The organism is Streptomyces sp. RKND-216, from assembly GCF_004795255.1.
GTDB classification, from domain to species: Bacteria; Actinomycetota; Actinomycetes; order Streptomycetales; family Streptomycetaceae; genus Streptomyces; species Streptomyces hazeniae.
This window is the reverse complement of record NZ_SSBQ01000002.1, coordinates 189,502-206,582: the sequence shown is the minus strand read 5'-3', so window position 1 is coordinate 206,582 and position 17,081 is coordinate 189,502. Positions and strand designations below refer to the sequence as shown.

16 protein-coding genes and 1 pseudogene are annotated in these 17,081 nt (G+C 75.4%); 5 read left to right on the top strand and 12 right to left on the bottom strand.

All coding sequences use genetic code 11. The annotated features are described in order from the left end of the window. From E4198_RS01165 to E4198_RS01155, 3 genes are all read right to left on the bottom strand, one after another. Positions 1–1,017 (bottom strand): questin oxidase family protein, encoded by a 1,017-nt coding sequence (locus tag E4198_RS01165; RefSeq protein WP_136181474.1) that lies wholly within the window; start codon positions 1,015–1,017, stop codon positions 1–3. 140 nt (positions 1,018–1,157) lie between these two features. Next, a complete protein-coding gene (locus E4198_RS01160) occupies positions 1,158–1,448 on the bottom strand; it encodes a YiaA/YiaB family inner membrane protein (protein ID WP_027764647.1) in 291 nt (96 codons plus the stop codon). 121 nt (positions 1,449–1,569) lie between these two features. Continuing rightward, positions 1,570–2,856, bottom strand: a complete 1,287-nt coding sequence (locus E4198_RS01155; protein WP_136181473.1) for a DUF1343 domain-containing protein — start codon at positions 2,854–2,856, stop codon at positions 1,570–1,572. A gap of 456 nt (positions 2,857–3,312) precedes the next feature. On the opposite strand from E4198_RS01155, the gene E4198_RS01150 reads away from it, so the two are divergent. Continuing rightward, positions 3,313–3,738 (top strand): secondary thiamine-phosphate synthase enzyme YjbQ, encoded by a 426-nt coding sequence (locus E4198_RS01150; RefSeq protein ID WP_136181472.1) that lies wholly within the window; start codon positions 3,313–3,315, stop codon positions 3,736–3,738. Between the two features lie 38 nt (positions 3,739–3,776). On the opposite strand, the gene E4198_RS01145 is transcribed toward E4198_RS01150, so the two are convergent. Then, complete coding sequence (locus E4198_RS01145; RefSeq protein WP_136181471.1) at positions 3,777–3,980, bottom strand: hypothetical protein; 204 nt, start codon at positions 3,978–3,980, stop codon at positions 3,777–3,779. A gap of 79 nt (positions 3,981–4,059) precedes the next feature. Between E4198_RS01145 and E4198_RS01140 the strand changes: the two are divergent. The 4 genes and pseudogenes from E4198_RS01140 to E4198_RS01125 all read left to right on the top strand — a co-directional run. Further along, positions 4,060–4,311, top strand: a pseudogene (locus tag E4198_RS01140) (hypothetical protein); the annotation flags it as partial. Positions 4,312–4,468: 157 nt separating this feature from the next. Further along, positions 4,469–6,070 carry a phosphatase PAP2 family protein gene (locus E4198_RS01135; RefSeq protein WP_136181469.1) on the top strand — a complete coding sequence of 534 codons (1,602 nt, stop codon included), beginning with the start codon at positions 4,469–4,471 and terminating at the stop codon, positions 6,068–6,070. Between the two features lie 330 nt (positions 6,071–6,400). Further along, complete coding sequence (locus tag E4198_RS01130) at positions 6,401–7,888, top strand: FUSC family protein (protein ID WP_136185108.1); 1,488 nt, start codon at positions 6,401–6,403, stop codon at positions 7,886–7,888. Between the two features lie 117 nt (positions 7,889–8,005). Then, a complete protein-coding gene (locus E4198_RS01125) occupies positions 8,006–9,085 on the top strand; it encodes a lactonase family protein (RefSeq protein ID WP_136181468.1) in 1,080 nt (359 codons plus the stop codon). 484 nt (positions 9,086–9,569) lie between these two features. Here E4198_RS01125 and E4198_RS01120 read toward each other — a convergent pair whose 3' ends face one another. The 8 genes from E4198_RS01120 to E4198_RS01085 form a co-directional block, all read right to left on the bottom strand. After that, positions 9,570–10,526 (bottom strand): hypothetical protein, encoded by a 957-nt coding sequence (locus E4198_RS01120; protein WP_136181467.1) that lies wholly within the window; start codon positions 10,524–10,526, stop codon positions 9,570–9,572. A gap of 108 nt (positions 10,527–10,634) precedes the next feature. Next, positions 10,635–11,696, bottom strand: a complete 1,062-nt coding sequence (locus E4198_RS01115; RefSeq protein ID WP_136181466.1) for a BadF/BadG/BcrA/BcrD ATPase family protein — start codon at positions 11,694–11,696, stop codon at positions 10,635–10,637. Continuing rightward, on the bottom strand, positions 11,693–12,370 hold the full coding sequence (locus tag E4198_RS01110; RefSeq protein WP_136181465.1) for a uracil-DNA glycosylase: 678 nt from the start codon (positions 12,368–12,370) through the stop codon (positions 11,693–11,695). The genes E4198_RS01115 and E4198_RS01110 overlap by 4 nt, the downstream gene beginning before the upstream one ends. A 67-nt stretch (positions 12,371–12,437) precedes the next feature. Then, positions 12,438–13,547, bottom strand: a complete 1,110-nt coding sequence (locus tag E4198_RS01105; RefSeq protein WP_136181464.1) for an exo-alpha-sialidase — start codon at positions 13,545–13,547, stop codon at positions 12,438–12,440. Positions 13,548–13,724: 177 nt separating this feature from the next. Further along, entirely contained in the window at positions 13,725–14,393 is a 669-nt protein-coding gene (locus tag E4198_RS01100) for a TetR/AcrR family transcriptional regulator (protein ID WP_136181463.1), read from the bottom strand. Between the two features lie 172 nt (positions 14,394–14,565). After that, the gene (locus E4198_RS01095) at positions 14,566–15,267 is read right to left on the bottom strand and encodes an HAD-IA family hydrolase (protein WP_136181462.1); all 702 of its coding nucleotides are present in this window, start codon (positions 15,265–15,267) and stop codon (positions 14,566–14,568) included. After that, positions 15,264–15,968, bottom strand: coding sequence for a phosphatase PAP2 family protein (locus tag E4198_RS01090; RefSeq protein ID WP_136181461.1), 705 nt, complete (start codon positions 15,966–15,968; stop codon positions 15,264–15,266). The genes E4198_RS01095 and E4198_RS01090 overlap by 4 nt, the downstream gene beginning before the upstream one ends. Positions 15,969–16,088: 120 nt before the next feature. Continuing rightward, the gene (locus E4198_RS01085; protein WP_136181460.1) at positions 16,089–17,027 is read right to left on the bottom strand and encodes a M56 family metallopeptidase; all 939 of its coding nucleotides are present in this window, start codon (positions 17,025–17,027) and stop codon (positions 16,089–16,091) included. Between the last annotated feature and the right edge of the window lie 54 nt (positions 17,028–17,081).

Sequence of the window (17,081 nt, the reverse complement as noted above, 5' to 3'; positions counted from 1 at the left end):
TCAGCCCAGCGGGTCGATCATCTCCACGGCCCGCAACGCCGCCGCCAGCGCCGGTGCGTCGCCCACGTCCAGCGCGGTGTCGGCGAACTTCACGGCATGTTCGTCGCCGTGCTCGGCTGCCCGGGCGAACACCTCCTCGGGCCCCGGGCCGCCCACCTCCCGCGCCCGGACCGGTCCGTCCGGGGTGTAGGCCGCGGTGACGGCCGCGGCCGCCGCCCACGCCGCCCGCAGGCTCGGCTCCCACAGCTGCGGAGCCAGCGCCGGGAGGGTGCGCAGCACCGCGTTGGGCGCGGTCGCCGCGTGCACCAGCATCACCGGCGACCCGTGCGCGCGGGTGCCGTACCGGTGGGTGGCGGCGCGCACCAGCTCGACCAGCCGCTCCCGTGCCGCCTCCGGCTCCGGCACCGTCCCGCCCGGCCAGGCGGGCAGCTCGCCGAGCCGCGCCAGGCGGTCCCGGATTCCCCCCTCCTGCCGCACCGGCCGTACGGCGTCCAGCGCGGCCGGTGCGCCGTCCGGAGCCCGGACCGGGCGCAGATCCTCCGGCAGCACGGCGTGCCGTGCCGCCCAGTAGCCCAGCGCATGGGCGAGTTCGGCGCGGCGCGGCGCGGTCTCGCCGTCGTGCAGGAGGGTGCGCACGGCGTGGCCGATCCGGATCACCGGGTGGGTGGCGGCGCCGCTGATGCCGGGCAGCAGTCTGGGCCACCACAGGCCGAGGACCGCGCGCCACGGCTGCTCGGCCGTCTCCTGCAGGAAGAAGTCCGTCCAGTCCGCCAGCCGCCGGTGGTCGCCGAGCGCCTCCCGCCACCCCGCGGCGGTGACTCGCTCGTACGGCCGCGGCGCCTCGTCCAACCGGCCGCGGTAGCGGTCCAGCCAGGTGTGCACCGCGTCCGCCCTGCCGTGCCGAGCCAGGGCCTCCACGGCCATCGGCGCGTGGTTGGTCAGCCAGCCCTCGAACTCCGGGCCCGTGGCGTGCAGCCGGTCCAGCGCCTCGTCCAGTACTCCGCTGTCGTTCCCCATACGGCGACGCTAGGGGTGAGCCGTGCGGCGGCGACACGGCCGCCGGACGGAAGCTTCCGGCCCGCCGGTCCTACGTCCCGTCCCGCGCCCCTGCGTGCGCAACGTCCTACGACTGCGGCCCAGCAGGGCCCGAGGGGCGATCAGGGCTGCTTGAGGTCGAACGGGTCGTGCTCGGAGAGGATCTTGTCGATACGGGCCTGGTCGACCCGGTGGGTGACCTCCTGCGACTCCTGTCTGTCGCGCACGCACTTGGCGAGCGTGAAGGTCGAACTCACCAGGAACACCAGGCCCAGCGCGAGGAATCCGCGTTGCCAGGAGTCCACTGGCAGCCACGCGATGCCGACTGCGACGCTGACCAGCGCCAGGGCGAAGGAGAGCGCGGCCTGCACGAAGAACGCGGCGGTCATGGGCCGCTGAACGGGTGTCGTCATGGTCCGATCGTGCGCCGCCGCCCGGCCGGGCGCATGAGTACGGCTACTCATCCCGGCCGTGCGGCGGCCCGGTCACCTGCGTCGGTCCCGCGAGGAGGCGGGACCGGCCGCGCCGGGCGGCTCAGCGGTAGAGCAGGTACCGGCGGCGGGTGCGTTCGAAGTCCCGGACCTCGCCGCGCCAGGCATCCTCGCACTCCTCCAGGTCCGCGCCCGCGTCGATCATCTCGCGCAGCCGTGGCGAGCCGGAGAGCTTGTCGATCCAGAACGGACGCTCCGGATCCCAGGAGTCCTCGCGCCAGGCGAACTCGGGGTAGCGGTGCGCCTCGATCAGCATGGCGACCGCCGTCGGGACGGGCCGGAATCGCTTCGGATCGGTCACGAAGACCTGCACGCCCGCGCAGTTCTCCCCGGAGTGCTTGCTGAAGGTGGGCTTGAAGTACGCCTCGCGGAACCGTACGCCGGGCAGGTCAAGGGCGTTGAGACGGTCACTCCAGTGGTAGTCCAGGTACGGCGCGCCCACCAGCTCGAACGGCCGTGTGGTGCCGCGGCCCTCGGAGATGTTCGTGCCCTCGAAGTAACCGGTGCCCGCGTAGACGACCGCGGTGTCCTCGGTCGGCATGTTGGGCGACGGCGGCACGAACGGCAGAGGGCTGTCCGACTGCGTGGAGTACGGGTCCCACCCGCGGCACTCCACGACCTCCAGCTCGACCCGGCCGCCGTCGCCCTCCTGGGGCAGCAGTTCGCCGTTGAAGTAGCGGGCCAGCTCGCCGACGGTCATGCCGTGCTGCTGGATGATCTCCTTCAGGCCGACGCCGGAGGTGTAGTCCGCCGTCATCAGCGGGCCGTCGGCCCAGCGCCCGATCGGGTTGGGCCGGTCCAGGACGACGAAGCGCGCGCCGATGTCGCGGGCCGCCGCCATCGCCTTGTACATGGTCCAGATGTAGGTGTAGAAGCGGACGCCGACGTCCTGGATGTCGAAGACGATCGTGTCGGCGCCGGAGGTGGTGAACAGCTCGCGCATCTTCGCGGTGTCGGCGCCGTATGCGTCGTACACCGTCAGGCCGGTGCGCGGGTCGATGAAAGTGTCCTCCGACTCGCCGGCCTGCGCGCTGCCCCGGAAACCGTGCTCGGGGCCGAAGACGCCGACGATGTTCAGCTCGTCGCGGGCGGCCATGGAGTCGACGATGTGTCCGGCGTCGCTCAGCACCCCGGTGGGGTTGCTGATCACGCCGACCTTGCGACCCCGGAGCATGGACCACCGCTGGGTGGCGGCACGGTCGGCGCCCGTGGTGAGCCGGCGGTTCCGGTGGTGGCCTGCCGCGGCGGCCGGGGACGCCGCGGAGGCGGTCAGGGGTGCGGTGAGCGCGGCGGCTGTGCCACCGGCGAGGAGGGAACGGCGGGTAGGCATGGCCGGAAACTATCCATGCCGGTCAACCGGGACAAGGGTCCACGCAGTACGCCAGTGGTCTACAACTCTGACGCCGCCGTGTCGCCCCGGTGCGACGCGGCGGCGCCGCCCCTCCCTGGAACGGGGAGCGACGGCGCCGGTCGGGGACATGCGTCAGACGAGCCAGCCCACGAAGTGGACGACGCCGGCGAGCAGGCTGGTGATCACGTTCATGGTGGTGCGTTCTCCTCGGTACTTCGGTCGATGGGACATCTCCCCCGGGACGACTCCCCTCCGGGACCTCGGGGGAGGCGCGTGCACGGTCTGCAGCCCGTCGCTCGCGCATCCTCAGCATCCGACGGCATGCCCGTCCCACGCGCCCCGTTCGCCTCACTCTCACGCGGACGTGTGGGCCGTCGCGCATCCGTGCGGATTTCGACTTGCCCGGGGGGCCGGGCGCAGGGGGAGGATGGCGGTATGAGCGACGACGCCTTCCGTACCCACGTCCTCGAGATCACCACCGGCTCGGGCGAGTCCGTCACGGACCTGACCCTGGAATGCGAGGCGTTTCTCGAGCGGGCGGCGAGCGGCCGGGACGGCCTGCTCAACGTCTTCGTCCCGCACGCCACGGCGGGCGTCGCCGTCCTGGAGGCCGGCGCCGGCAGCGACGCGGATCTGCTCACCGTGCTGCGCGACCTGCTGCCCGCCGACGACCGGTGGCGGCACCGGCACGGCAGCCTGGGCCACGGCCGCGACCACGTCCTCCCCGCGCTGGTGGCCCCGCACGCCACGCTGCCCGTGATCGACGGCCGCCTCGCCCTGGGCACCTGGCAGTCCGTCTGCCTGGTGGACACCAACCGCGACAACCCGGACCGGAAGGTCAGGCTGAGTTTCCTGGGGTGAACCAGCCCCCCGCCCTGCCGTTGCGCCTGCGGGGCCGGTCAGGTGGCCGGTGTCAGCCGCGCACAGCGCCGCGACGCCGACGCCCTCGGCGAGCCGGAGCGCCACGAGACCGTCTCCGCCAGGCCGTCACGGATCTCGGCGAGCAGGCGCCTCTTCGCGCGGACAGGCCCGTGCAGGCCGTCTGCGAGCTTCGTCACGAACGCCTCCAGGCGGTCGGTCTGCTGGGCCTCGTCGGTCGTCATGCCGCACTCCGCGGCGACCCGCCGGGGGTCAGGACGGAGCCGATCGCCTCGGTGAACTCTCGCCGTCCTCGGCGGTCCGTGGCTGGTCGCCTCGCTCATCCTCACCGCCCTGGCCGCGGCGTTGCTCATCGCGGCCATCCTGCCCGGCCAGCGGGAGATGCTGGAGCCGTTGCCGGACGGCGCACAGGTGCCCTCGGACCACGAGGACCGCGCCCGCGCCCCCCGGTCGCAGGTGGCCCGGCTCGGCATGCTCACCGGTGTGTTCAACCTGTTGTGGGCCGTCGTCGTCGTGCTCATGGTCGTCCGGCCGGGCTCCACCACTGGAGCCTGAGTCCGGGGCCCCGCTCGCGACATCCCACGGGCCGACGTGCGGGCGAGCAGGGCGCAAATCGGGGTGCTCTGCTCCCCGGCAGGCCGGCGGCGGTAGATTCGGCGCGCACAGGTGCGGTCGGCCAGGCCGCACCGACGACGGTCTGCGAGGGGACGAGATGACTCGAGCGGCCTTCCCGGCCCGCTTCCGTGACGCAGGCGCCGCGGCCGAGGCCGCGCGCTGGGTGCTGCACGCGCACCGTGTCAGCGCCTGGGACCACCGCCTGTTCCACAAGGTCGCGGCCCGGCACTGGCCCGGCGGCGACCGGGTGCTGCCCAGGCTGAGCAAGGCCGCCAACCACGGCGGCCTGTGGTTCGCCGTCGCCGCCGGCATCGCCGCCACCCGCCACCCCGCCGCCCGGCGGACGGCCCTGCGCGGCGTCGCCTCGCTCGCCGTCGCCTCCGCCACGGTGAACACCCTGGGCAAGCGCGCGGTGCGCCGGGCCCGGCCGATCCTCGACAACGTCCCGGTGGTGCGGCAGCTGCACACCCAGCCCGTCACCACCTCCTTCCCCTCCGGCCACTCCGCCTCGGCGGCCGCGTTCACCACCGGACTGGCACTGGAGAACCCGCGGTGGGGAGCCGCCGTCGCGCCGCTCGCCGCCGCCGTCGCGTTCTCCCGCGTCTACACCGGCGTGCACTACCCCAGCGATGTCCTGGCCGGTGCCGCGATCGGCGTCGGAGCAGCCTTCGCGGTCCGTGGACTCGCGCCCACCCGCTCCCAGCTGCCCACCCCCGCACGCCCGTTGTCCGACGCGCCCGCCCTGCGCGGCGGCAAGGGCCTCGTCCTGGTCGCCAACGCCTCCTCCGGGCAGCGCACCGCCGAGCCCGCCGACGGGGCGGACGACGCCCCGGCCGAGGAGCCCGCCGGGCTGGCCGTCGTCCGCGCCCTGCTGCCGGACGCAGAGATCGTGCTCTGTGACCCGCGGTCGGACGACGTCGCCGCGGCCTTCGACGAAGGGGCCGCGCGGGCGGCGGAGACCGGCGGCGCGCTCGGCGTCCTGGGCGGCGACGGCACCATCAACTGCGCCGCGCGCGCCGCGGTGCGCCACGGTCTGCCGCTGGCCGTCCTCCCCGGTGGCACACGCAACCACTTCGCCTACGACCTCGGCATCGAGACCGCGGAGGACGCGTGCCGCGCGGTGGTCGCGGGCGACGCGGTCGCGGTCGACCTCGCCCGCTTCACGCCGGGCCCGGAGGGATCCGACGGCCACCCCGGCTACTTCCTCAACACCTTCAGCCTCGGCTCCTACCCGGAACTGGTCCGCATGCGGGAACGCTGGGCGCCCCGCATCGGCGCCTGGCCCGCCGGCGTCCTCGCCGCGATGCGGGTGCTGCACACCGCCGGCCCCGTCGAGGCGGGACTTGGCGGAAGGCAGCGGCCGATGTGGCAGCTGTTCGTCGGCAACTGCACCTACCGCGGGCTGGGCGTCGCCCCCGTGCGGCGTCACGACCTCGCGGACGGCCTGCTGGACGTGCGGGTGGTGCCCGGCGGACGCTGGCCGCGCAGCCGCCTGCTCGCCGCCGCGCTCACCAGCGTCGTCGGCCGTTCCCCGGTGCACAGCACGGCCCGCCTCCGCCGGTTGCGGATCAGCGACATACCGGATGGCACGCATCTCGCCTTCGACGGCGAGGTCGCCCGGGCGCCGCGCGAACTGCTGATCGACAAGCAGCACGAGGCGCTCACCGTCTACCGGCCGCTGGACCACGGCACCTACTGACCGCCTGAGCGCGTGGGGCGGCGGTGGCACGCCCGTCCGGGTGCGCCGCCGCCGCGAACCGGCGTCCCCCGCGTCCCGGAGCGCGCCTCGGCGTGAAGTCCATCACCGGCCCCGTCCGCAATTTGGTTGACCGAGGCAGAGGATGCTTTCCTCATGTCGTATCCATATGCAGACAAGCGGGTCAGAGCTGGGCCCGGAGGGAGGGCACGGACGGGCGTGGCGAAGGACGACGTGACCGTGGCGGAGCAGGCCGGCGACCGTTCCCCGCGGGGCGCCCGACGACGTGCCGCCCGGCCCTACCGCCACCTCGTGGCCCCCGACCCCGGCCGCATGCGGCTCCGTGCCGCCTCCCGCGCCGTCCTCGGCATCGGCGCGGCCGTCGCCGCCCCCGCGGCCGCCGGTCTCTCCCTGGAGGCCTGCGTCATCGCGGGCCTGGCCGCGCTCCTCGCGCTCTTCACCGTGACCGACCCGACCGTGCGCCGTCAGGCCGTCACCGTCGCGCTGCTCCCGGCCGTCGGAGTCCCCGTCCTCACCCTCGCGCTCGCCCTCCGGGACGCCCCCCTCCTCCGCGACGCCGCCTTCCTCGCCGTCGCGTTCGCCGGCGCCTACGTCCGCCGCTGGGGCACGCGCGGGCACGCACTGGGCGTCTTCGGGTTCATGATGTTCTTCGCCGCCCAGTTCCTCACCACCGGCCTGTCCGGAGCCCCGGGGCTGCACGCCGCCCTGCTGCTGGCGGTGCTCGTGGTCTGCGCGGTCCGCTTCGTGCTCTGGTGCTACGAGCGCCGCACCCCGCCGCCTGCCGCGCCCGCGCCGCCCGGCGGGCGCGGACTGGCCCGCCCGACCACCCGCCTCGCCGTGCAGACCGCCGCCGCCTGTGCGTTCGCTCTCGCCGCCGGGCAACTGCTCTCCCAGGAGCGCTGGTACTGGGCCGTCGGCGCCGCGTGGTGGATCTTCGTCAACACCGCGTCCCGCGGTGAGACCCTGGTCCGCGGCTTCCGCCGGGTGCTCGGCACCCTCGTCGGCATCGTGGCGGGCCTCTGGGTCGCGGTGCCCGTCGACGGCGGGCCGGTGGCCACCGGGCTGCTGCTGTCGGTCTGCGTCTTCGGGATCTTCTACACCGCCGCGGTGTCCTACAGCTGGATGATGTTCTTCGTGACCGTCCTGGTCGGCCTGCTGTACGGCATGCTGGGCGCGCTCCACCCCGGACTGCTCCAGCTCCGCCTGATCGAGACCGCCGTCGGGGCGCTCGGCGCCGGCCTCGCCGTCGCGTTCGTGCTGCCCGTCACCACCCACGCCGCCACCCACGGATGGATCCGGCGTGCCGTCCGCTGCGTCCACGCCTGCGCACGCGAGTCGGCGCTGCGGCTCGCCGGCGACGAGAGCGCCGACCCTGCGCGGCGCATCGCGGAGCTCGAAATGCTCCTCGACCGGGTGCGCACCTCGCTGGCGCCCCTGGTGCACCCGCTCAGCCCGCTGCGGGCACGCCGCGCCCGCGCCCGGGAGGTCCTCGCCCTCCTCGACGACTGCGCCCGGCAGGCCCACGGGCTCGCCCGGGTGGCCGCCGACCCCGACGCCTCGCACGACGCGCGCCTCGCCGACGCCTGCCGCCGCGTCGAGGAGGCCGTGCACCGGCTCACCGGCCCCGCCCAGGACGCGTGCACCGACGCCGACGAGACGGTCACCGGGCAGCACACCCCGTGCCGCCACCCCGGAGCCGACCGCGCGCTCGGCCACCTGCACGGGCTGGAGACGGCGCTGGTCGAGCTCGCCGTCCCCGTGCACGCTCCGCCCCGCGCACCGCTGACCACCGCCGCCTGACACGCTCCCGGGCGACACGGCGCGCTGTGTCCCGCGACCCCGATCCCGGGCCATGATCGGCTGCTACGGTCGCTCCCGGACCACAGACCCGGCAGCACCAGGGTGGAAGGCGGATCCGTGAGCACCGACCAGAGCAGCGGCACGCAGCGGCACGGCGACGGATACGCCCCCGCAGGACGGGCGTACCTGGGGTCGTTCACCTCCGAGGGCGGACGCGGCATCACCACCGCCCGCGTCGACCCCGACGACGGCTCCCTGCGGGCGCTGCACCACACCGGCGACGCTGTCCCCGACCCCTCCTACCTGGTGGTCGGCGACGGGGTGCTGCACAGCGTGTGCGAGCAGAAGGACGGGGCCGTGGCCGCCCTCTCGCTGGCCGACCCCGACCGCCCCTCCCCGCTGGGAGCCCCCGCGCCGGTGGACGGCGCCGGCCCCACGCACCTCACCCGCGCCGGACGACTGCTGTGCACCGCCAACTACGGCTCCGGCAGCGTCAGCGTCCTCGGGACGGCGGCGGACGGTACCCCCCTCGGACCGGCGAAGGTCCACCGCCACGAGGGCAGCGGCCCGGTCCCCGGACGGCAGCAGGGCCCGCACGCCCACGAGGTCGTCGTGGACCCGTCGGGCCGCTACCTGCTCGCCGTGGACCTCGGCACCGACTCGGTCTGGGTCTCGGCGCTGGAGGACGACGACCTGCGCCCCCTCCACCAGGTCGTCCTGCGGCCGGGCACCGGCCCCCGGCACCTGACCTTCGGCCCGGACGGCACCCGGGCGTACGTCGTCGGCGAACTGCGGCCCACGCTCACGGTGTGCTCCTGGGACGCGGAGAAGGGGCGCCTGGAGCCGCTCGGCGAGACCCGGGTGGTGCCCGACGAGACCGGGGGAGAGGCCTACCCCTCCGAGGTCGTCCTCCGCGGGGACGGCCGCCTCGCCTGGGTCGCGGTACGCGGTGCCGACAGCATCGCCGTCCTCACCCTGCACGAGAACGGCGAGGAGGCGGAGCTGGTCGCGACGATGCCGTGCGGCGGCCACTGGCCCCGCGACCTCGCCCTCCATCCCTCCGGGCAGTGGCTCTACGCCGCCAACGAACGTTCCGGAGACATCACCTGGTTCGACATCGACGCCCCGACGGGCATGCCCCGCCCCGCGGGCTCCCTCGCCGTCCCTGCCGCCTCCTGCATCGCCTTCGCGCCCTGACCCACCCGCGACGGCCCGCCGCCGCGACCCGGCGAGGTCGCGCCGAAGGGCGCCCGCCGGGCCGACTGAGGTCTGGTCTTCGACGCGCGCACCTCGATCCAACCGGGGCTTGCCCGGGTCCCGGCCGGCGCTCCCCGTCCACGGGAAGCCGAGGTCCTCCCGCCTCCGCCCCTGGCCGAGCGGGGCGCGTCACGGTGTCCGCGACACCGTGACGGCCCGCCCCAGGCCGGCTGCCACCCGTGCCCCGACGAGGGGTGTGCGGTTCGCGCGGTCCCGGCCGGGCACCACAGCACGCCGAGGTTTCCGTCTCGAGGAACGAGCGGCTGGGAGAGCCCGGGAAGAGCCGAGCCCGGAACGGAGCTTCCCTTTCGTCATCGGAGCCGCCGCATGCGACCGGGGCGCGCCCGTCGCCGCCGTGCGGTGCCGCACCGCTGAGTCTCTTCCGGGCGGGTGAGGTCGTCGGCGTGGGCCGGCCGGAGACCGGTCAGCGGACGGGCATGCCCGGTGCCGGCTGCTGCGGAAGCCCGAGCTTCGCGCCGTACGTCGCGGCGACCAGCTTTCCGAGGGCCGGGTACGGCCCCAGGGGCTCTGCGGCGGCGCAGCCGGCCTCGTCCGTGGCGGCCTGGAGCAGCCCGGCCGGGATCTCCGGGCCGATCAGGCACGGCGCGACGGCGAGGTGCTGGGAGCCCGAGTCGCGCAGCTGCTGCGCGGCACGCGCGATCGCGCCCTCCTCGTCCAGCCCGGCGGCCAGCACCGGAACCGCCAGGCGGGCGGCCAGCAGCATGCCGGTGATGCCTGCGGCCTGGACGGCCTCCTCGCCGCCGAGGCTGGCGATGATGATGCCGTCCGCCGCCGTGGCCACCGTGAACAGCCGGGCACGGTCCGCGCGGGCGAGCCCCGCCTCGGAGAGCTTCACGTGCACGGCCTCGGCCAGCAGCGGGTGGGGGCCCAGCACGTCGGTGAGCTCCGCGCCGGAACCGCTGTTCAGCACCGCCTGCCGTATCTGCCGCATGTGGGCGGCGTCCGGACCCGCCAGCAGCGGCACCACGACGGCTGGGAGCGCGTCGGAGACCTGCGCGTCACCAGGTGCGGCACCCGCGGGGGCCTCCGCGCCGGCCTCGTGCGCCAGGGCGGGCGACGGCGCGGCCGCACGGTCGCCCGCGGCACGGGCCAGCACCTCGGTCAGGCCGGGGAACTCCTCGCCGCCGCCCTCCACGTATCCGATCCGCGCGTCCAGGCCGGGCAGCTCGGAGCGGGCGATGCTCACGATCTCCTCGGCGAGGCCACGCGTCGCAGAGGTCGGCTCCCCGGGCACGGCCAGCACCAGCGCCGGCGCGTTCTCCGGGGCGACCACGGGCTCCGGCCGGCGGTGCCGACCGGACTGGCGGGGACGCGGCATTCGTACGGGCAGGCCGTTGTCCGGCCCTGTGGGGGAGCTCATGCGCCCGCATGTTAATGCCTTGAAGGACCCTGCTGTTCGAGCGGGGGTGAACGGTGACGAATGTCCTCTTCGCACCGCGCGTCGCGCGGGTACGACTGTGCGATCCCGTCAAGCCCCGCTGAGCGGCGTGTGCACGGTGAGCAGCCGCTCGTCCTCCGGCAGGCCCGGGGTGCCCGCCGCGCGCCGCGCGGCGAGCAGCAGGGCTCCGTCCAGCGGGTCGCCGGCGGCCGGGACCGTGCGGCCGTGCGGCAGCCGTACGGCAAGCTCCCGGCGCAGCGGCTCCAGCAGCACCTCGCCCATCCGGAACAGCCCGCCGGTCAGGGCCACCTGTGGTGCCTCCGCGCCCTGGCCGGAGGGCGACGGGCCGTCCGGTCCGGGGCACGCCGCGGCCGCGGACCGGGCGATCTCCCGTGCCGCGTCGGCCAGCACGGTGCGGGCTGTCGCGTCCCCGTCCCCGCCGGCCGGGTCGGCGGCGGCCGCGACCTGCGGCGCGAAGGAGGCGAGCAGCGCGGGCCGGTCGCTGCGGGGGTAGAGCAGGCCGGGCAGTCCGGCGGCGGGGCCGAACGTCTCCTCCGCGCGCCGCAGCAGCGCCGGGGAGCCGCCTTCCCGGCCGTCGTGGGCGCGCAGCGCGGCGTCCAGGCCCGCGCGGCCGATCCAGGCGCCGCCGCCGCAGTCACCCAGCAGATGCCCCCAGCCGTCGGCTCGCCGCCAGGTGCGCAGGTCCGTGCCCAGGGCGATCATCCCGGTGCCGGCCGCGACGACCGCGCCGGATGCGACACCCAGCGCGCCCGCGTACGCGGTGACGGCGTCGGCGGCGAGGAGCAGGCTCCGCGCGCCGAGAGTGCGGGCGAACTCCTCCGGCAGCAGGGCGCGCAGCTCCGCCCCCAGAGTGGCCATGCCGGCCGCGCCGACGCACACCGCGGTCAACCCTCCGTCCTGCCCGCCGACACGGTCGAGCAGGGCCCGGGCGGCCGGCACCACCTGCGCGGCGAGGTGCCGCGCGTCGATGCCCTCGGGGCCGGTACGCACCGGCTCGCGGCACTCCTCGCGCACGGCGTCCGCGAGCCCGCCGGCGACAGAGGTGACCCCGGCGGCGGGCGCCAGGGCGACGCGCAGCCCCGAGCCGCCGGAGTCGACGCCCAGCACCCAGCCGGCGCCGCTCGCGGTCACGGCAGGCGCCAGTCGACGGGCTGCGCGCCCTGCTGCGCCAGCAGGTCGTTGACGCGGCTGAAGGGGCGGGAGCCGAAGAAGCCGCGATCGGCGGACATGGGCGAGGGGTGCGCGGACTCGACCGTGGGCACGCCCGTCAGCAGCGGCCGCAGGGTGCGCGCGTCCCGCCCCCAGAGCACCGCCACCAGCGGAGTGCCGCGTTCCGCCAGGGCGCGGATGGCCTGCTCGGTGACCTCCTCCCAGCCCTTGCCGCGGTGTGCGGCGGGCCGGCGCGGGGCCGTGGTGAGCGCCCTGTTGAGGAGTAGCACGCCCTGCCGGGTCCAGGGAGTCAGGTCACCGTTCGACGGGCGCGGCACTCCGAGGTCGTCGCCCATCTCGCGGAAGATGTTCTCCAGGCTGCCCGGCAGCGGACGCACCTCGGGTGCGACGGAGAAGCTGAGGCCCACCGCATGCCCCGGCGTGGGGTACGGGTCCTGGCCGACGACGAGGACGCGCACCTCGTCGAACGGCTGCTGGAAGGCGCGCAGCACGTTCGCTCCGGACGGGAGGTAGGTTCTCCCCGCGGCGATCTCCGCCCGCAGGAAGTCGCCCATGGCGGCGACCCGTTCGGTCACCGGCTCCAGCGCCTTGGCCCAGCCTTGTTCGACGATCTCGTTCAACGGTCGTGCAGCCACGAGCGGTCACTCTACCGACTGGCCGCACCACCTCCTGACTCCCGTGGCTCCGGCAGGGGTTGAGGCGTCAGCCGATCACCGCGGCCCGGATGCAGAGCACGTCCGGCAGATGGCGGGCGAGGCGGCGCCAGCTGTCACCCTCGTCCGCGCTGCCGTACACCTCGCCGTTGCGGTTGCCGAAGTAGACGCCCGCCGGGTCGGCGTCGTCGGCGCACATCGCGTCGCGCAGCACCGGCCCGTAGTGCGCCTGCTCCGGAAGACCGGCCCCCGGCGCCTCCCACGTCGCCCCCGCGTCCCGGGTGCGGTGCACGCGGCAGTGCCGGTCGGCGGGCACCCGGTCGGAGTCGGCGTTGAGCGGGAAGACGTACGCCGTGCCCCCGCGGCGCGGGTGCGCCACGACGGGGAAGCCGAAGTCGGAGGGCAGCGAGTCGCCGATCGACGTCCAGGCGCCGCCGCCGTCCTCGCTGCGGTAGACGCCCCAGTGGTTCTGGAGGTAGAGCCGGTCCGGGTGCTCCGCGTCGCGCGCGACCTTGTGCACGCACTGGCCGTACTCCGGGAAGCGCTGCGACTCGGGCAGGAACGTCGCCTGCACGCCCCGGTTGCACGGCTCCCAGCTCTGCCCGCCGTCCGTGGTGCGGTAGGCGCCTCCGGTGGAGACGGCGACCGTGACGCGGCGGGAGTCGCGCGGGTCGACGAGGACGGTGTGCAGGCCGAGCCCGCCACCGCCCGGCACCCAGTCCTTCCGGGTGGGGTGGTCCCACAGCGCGCGGACCAGCGCGAAGCTGCTGCCGCCGTCCTCGGAGCGGAACAGCGCGCCCGGCTCGGTGCCCGCGTAGACCACCTCCGGCTCGTCGAGACCGCCGGGTTGGAGCTGCCAGACCCGCTCCAGCGACGTGCCGGTGTCCTCCGGGAAGCGGACGGCGGGCCGCTCGGGCTCCTGCCAGGAGGCCCCGAGGTCGTCGGAGCGGAAGACCGACGGGCCCCAGTGCGCGCTGTCCCCGCCCACCAGCAGCCGGGGCGCGCCGCCGGGGCGGGTGTCGATCGCGACCGAGTAGACGGCCTGCGCGTTGAAGTGCGGCCCGTCGAACTCCCAGCCGTCCTGGGCGCGTCGTCCGGCGTCCCGGCGGGCCAGGAACAGGCCCTTGCGGGTACCTACCGCGAGCAGTACTTCCGTCATGCCTGGCCACCGCCTTGTGGGATGTCGCCCCGCGCCTGGTGCGCGGGGACGGTCGGGCCCGCGCCGCGCCGTGCCCGTCCCGGACGAAGGCACGCCGGGCGCGTACGGGAAGCAGTCTGCCCCAGCGCACTGACAACGGCCCGCTCGCACACGCCGCCGTCCCCGGCTGCCCGCACATCAGCCCTGCGCCGGCAGCGTGGCCGGCGGCGGAGGGGGAGGTCCGGCGCCGGTCGTGGGGGCGGTCTCGGCGGGCGGTACGCCGAGTCCCCAGTCCAGCTCGTACCGGTCGAAGAGCTCGGCGCGCAGCCGCGCCAGCGGCATCGGGGCGCCGGGCAGCAGGACCGCCACCACCGCCCCCATCAGGAGGGCGCGCAGCATCGGGTAGTCGGTGTCCGGGTCCTCTGACCCGTAGCGCACCATCGCCGTGCGGAGCAGCGCGGCGAGACGGCGTTGCTCGTCGCACTTGACGAAGCCCTCCTGCTGGAGGATCCCGGCCATGTGCGCCCGCATCAGCACCGGCCGGTCGCGGGCGAGCCCGAGGACCGCGTCGATCGCGCGGGCCAGCACCTCGCGGCCGGCGTCCGGGCCCTGCGGCGCGGGCGGCCTGTCCAGGGCCTCGTCGAGCGTCAGGTGCATCAGCCGGTGCACCGCCGACTGGAACAGTTGCCGCTTGCCGGGGAAGTAGTAGGAGATCAGCCCCCGTGCGGAACCGGCCCGGTCGGCGATGTCGCCGAGCGTCGTGGCCTCGTACCCGCGTTCGCCCACCAGCTCCACGGTCGCCTGCAACAGCCGCTCCCGGGAGCGTCGGCGCAACTCTTCATTGACCGATGCGCTCCGAGGGGACATCCTGTAACTCCTGCGTTGACTGGCTCAGAGCCAATATACTCAGCCGTACTCCGGGACCGGCCCCCTGCGGGGCAGCCGGCGGCCCGGTACGACCGCCGATACCGGGGCGACGCGGGGGATCGTCCCGGTATCGGCTCTCGTCCCCCGGCGGGGGACGGGGCCGCCGACCCCCTCAGGCCGGCCCCAGCAGGTCGAGCAGCGGCCGCAGACCGTGCGGTCGCTGCTCGACCGGCAGATGGTCCACGGGGTGGTAGGCGCATCCCACGGCCGTCGCGCCCCCGTCGGCGCGCCGGTCGTCGCCCACCATGAGCACCTCATCCGGTTCCAGTCTCAGCGCCGCGCACGCGGTACGGAAGAGCCGAGGGTCCGGCTTCTGCACGCCGTGCTCGAACGAGAGCACGTACTCCTGGACGAAGCCGTCCAGTGCGTGGCCGCGGAACACCGGACGCAGGTCCCAGCCGATGTTGCTCACCACCGCCACCGGGACCCCGCGGTCGCGGAGCGCGGCAAGGACCTCGACGGTGTCCGGGTAGGGCTCCCAGGCCTCCGGCCTCATGTGCCGGTCGTACAGGGCGTCGTACAAGTCCTCCCTGGGCAGCGGCACCTGCCGGGCCAGCCCGGTGTACGCCGCCCGGTGCTGCTCCGCACTGCGGTCCCGCTCCCACCACAGCCGGTCCAGGTGGGGCGGTACGGCCCGCGGCGGCGCACCGCCCGGCAGGGCGCCCGCCCGTTCGAGCCGCGCCGCGTACCCCGCGGCCTCCGCCGGGGGCAGCTCCACGCCCGACCCGGCCAGTACGGCGGCCAGCCACCGGGCCGCGGGCTCGACGCGCAGCAGGGTTCCGGAGAAGTCGAACAGCACACCGCGAACCGTCATGCGGCGATCTTCCCCGCGGTCCGCAGCGCTTGCCAACTCCCGGCCGCCAACGCCGCCATGGCCAGGCCCAGGGCGACGCCGGACAGCACGTCGGTCAGCCAGTGCACCCCCAGGAAGACGCGGGTGAGGGACACGCCCGCCACGGAGACCGCCGCGACCGCCGTCACGGTCCAGCACAGGGCGGGCCGGTGCAGGCGGGTCCAGGCCACCCAGGTGAGCAGGCCGCATGCGAGGGCCGCCGTCATGGCGTGTCCGGAGGGCATCGCGGCGAAGTGGGCCGCGTCCACGGGGTTCTCCCACTGCGGCCGTTCGCGCCCGACGAGGGCCTTGAGGCCCTGCTGCACGAGGACGCCGAGCAGCATGGCGACGGCGAGGAGGAAGGCCAGGGCACGCTCTCCGCGCCACCAGAGCACCACGAACACCACCGCGACCAGCATCCGCATGGTGACCGTGTCCCACACCCAGTCCGTGAGCACCCGCGCGGTGCCGGTCCAGCCGGGATGGGAGAGCGCGGCGTCGTGCAGGGCGTGGGAGACAGCGTCGTCCAGGTCGATCAGCGGCGGCCAGCCGGCGACGACCAGCAGGATCAGGGCGATGCCCAGGCCGCCGCACACGGAAGCCCACACCCACGGCGCCGCCTGCCGTGGCGACGGCGCCCCGGTGGGGGGTGGGGAGGAGGGCAGACGTGACGCAGCGGACATGGGGCGATCCTCACCCAGTCGACCGCCCCGGCCAACAGGGCGCGCCCGGCGGGCCGCGGGCCGTCGGCCTGCGGGGGCGAGGGACGGGCGCCCGGACGATCCCGCGCGTGAGCGGCCGGGTCAGCCCAGGGCGCTGAGTCCGGGGACGAAGGCCACCGCGAGCGGGATCAGCGGCACCAGTGAGGCGACGGCGACGGTCCGCAGCCGGCGGGTCACCGTCAGGCGCGGGGCCGGGGTGAGCAGCCGGTGGACCCGGGCGGGGACCAGGGCGCCCTCGGCCGGGCAGGGGCCGAACACGCCGCGGTCCTCGTTGAGTTCGACCAGTGCGAGGGCCGTGGTGAGGCGGCCGTGACGGCGGGAGGCGACGTCGTCGGCCGCCAGTTCGACCAGGCGGTGCACCTGGTCGCGGAAGGCGGCGAAGACCGGCACCCGGGGGAAGCCGACGGCGAGGGCGGAGGAGCAGTTCAGCAGCCAGTCGTGGCGGGCGCGTGCGTGGCCCTGTTCGTGCTCCAGCACGGCGTCCAGCTGCCGTCCCTTCAAGCGGCGCAGCGCCGCGGTCGTGATGACCAGTTGCGGAACGGCCCCGGGCAGCCACCAGGCGTCCGCGCGGTCGCTCTCCAGCACCACCAGCGGCCCGCCGGCGCAGGTCTCCTCGCCGGGCAGCCGGGGTGCGCGGACCCGAAGTTCGTCGCGGCGCCGCTTCAGCCGCAGCCGCGCGTCGCGGATCTCCCGCAGCAGCATCGCCGCCGTCCACGCGCCGCCGCAGGCCAGAAGAAGGGCGACGGCGCCCGCCCACCCGTCGTACGCGCCGAGTCCGTACGCCTCCTGGACACCGTGCGGCGCCGGGGCGAACACGTGGTCGCGCACCGCCTGCCAGGCGGCCGCGGCGGAGAGCGCCATGGCGAGGAGGCAGGAGAGCAGAACGCCCGCCACCACGCACTGCCAGGCCCACAGGGCCAGCACCGGTTCCCGGTCCGGCCAGGAGGAGCGCGTGAGGACACGGGGAGCCGCCGCAGCGGCCAGCGCCCCCAGGACCAGCAGCGCGAGCGGCACCAACATGGTCACAGCCTATGACCGTTCGCCCCGCACCGTACGGCCGCCCGTCGCAGGAGT

What these genes read in the sequence shown, in the direction of transcription:
- E4198_RS01095 (WP_136181462.1), bottom strand. Translation starts at nt 15,267, where the DNA reads ATGACGGTTCGCGGTGTGCTGTTCGACTTCTCCGGAACCCTGCTGCGC.
- E4198_RS01160 (WP_027764647.1), bottom strand. Translation starts at nt 1,448, where the DNA reads ATGACGACACCCGTTCAGCGGCCCATGACCGCCGCGTTCTTCGTGCAG.
- E4198_RS01155 (WP_136181473.1), bottom strand. Translation starts at nt 2,856, where the DNA reads ATGCCTACCCGCCGTTCCCTCCTCGCCGGTGGCACAGCCGCCGCGCTC.
- E4198_RS01130 (WP_136185108.1), top strand. Translation starts at nt 6,401, where the DNA reads ATGCGGCTCCGTGCCGCCTCCCGCGCCGTCCTCGGCATCGGCGCGGCC.
- E4198_RS01085 (WP_136181460.1), bottom strand. Translation starts at nt 17,027, where the DNA reads ATGTTGGTGCCGCTCGCGCTGCTGGTCCTGGGGGCGCTGGCCGCTGCG.
- E4198_RS01120 (WP_136181467.1), bottom strand. Translation starts at nt 10,526, where the DNA reads ATGAGCTCCCCCACAGGGCCGGACAACGGCCTGCCCGTACGAATGCCG.
- E4198_RS01150 (WP_136181472.1), top strand. Translation starts at nt 3,313, where the DNA reads ATGAGCGACGACGCCTTCCGTACCCACGTCCTCGAGATCACCACCGGC.
- E4198_RS01135 (WP_136181469.1), top strand. Translation starts at nt 4,469, where the DNA reads ATGACTCGAGCGGCCTTCCCGGCCCGCTTCCGTGACGCAGGCGCCGCG.
- E4198_RS01090 (WP_136181461.1), bottom strand. Translation starts at nt 15,968, where the DNA reads ATGTCCGCTGCGTCACGTCTGCCCTCCTCCCCACCCCCCACCGGGGCG.
- E4198_RS01100 (WP_136181463.1), bottom strand. Translation starts at nt 14,393, where the DNA reads ATGTCCCCTCGGAGCGCATCGGTCAATGAAGAGTTGCGCCGACGCTCC.
- E4198_RS01145 (WP_136181471.1), bottom strand. Translation starts at nt 3,980, where the DNA reads ATGACGACCGACGAGGCCCAGCAGACCGACCGCCTGGAGGCGTTCGTG.
- E4198_RS01165 (WP_136181474.1), bottom strand. Translation starts at nt 1,017, where the DNA reads ATGGGGAACGACAGCGGAGTACTGGACGAGGCGCTGGACCGGCTGCAC.
- E4198_RS01105 (WP_136181464.1), bottom strand. Translation starts at nt 13,547, where the DNA reads ATGACGGAAGTACTGCTCGCGGTAGGTACCCGCAAGGGCCTGTTCCTG.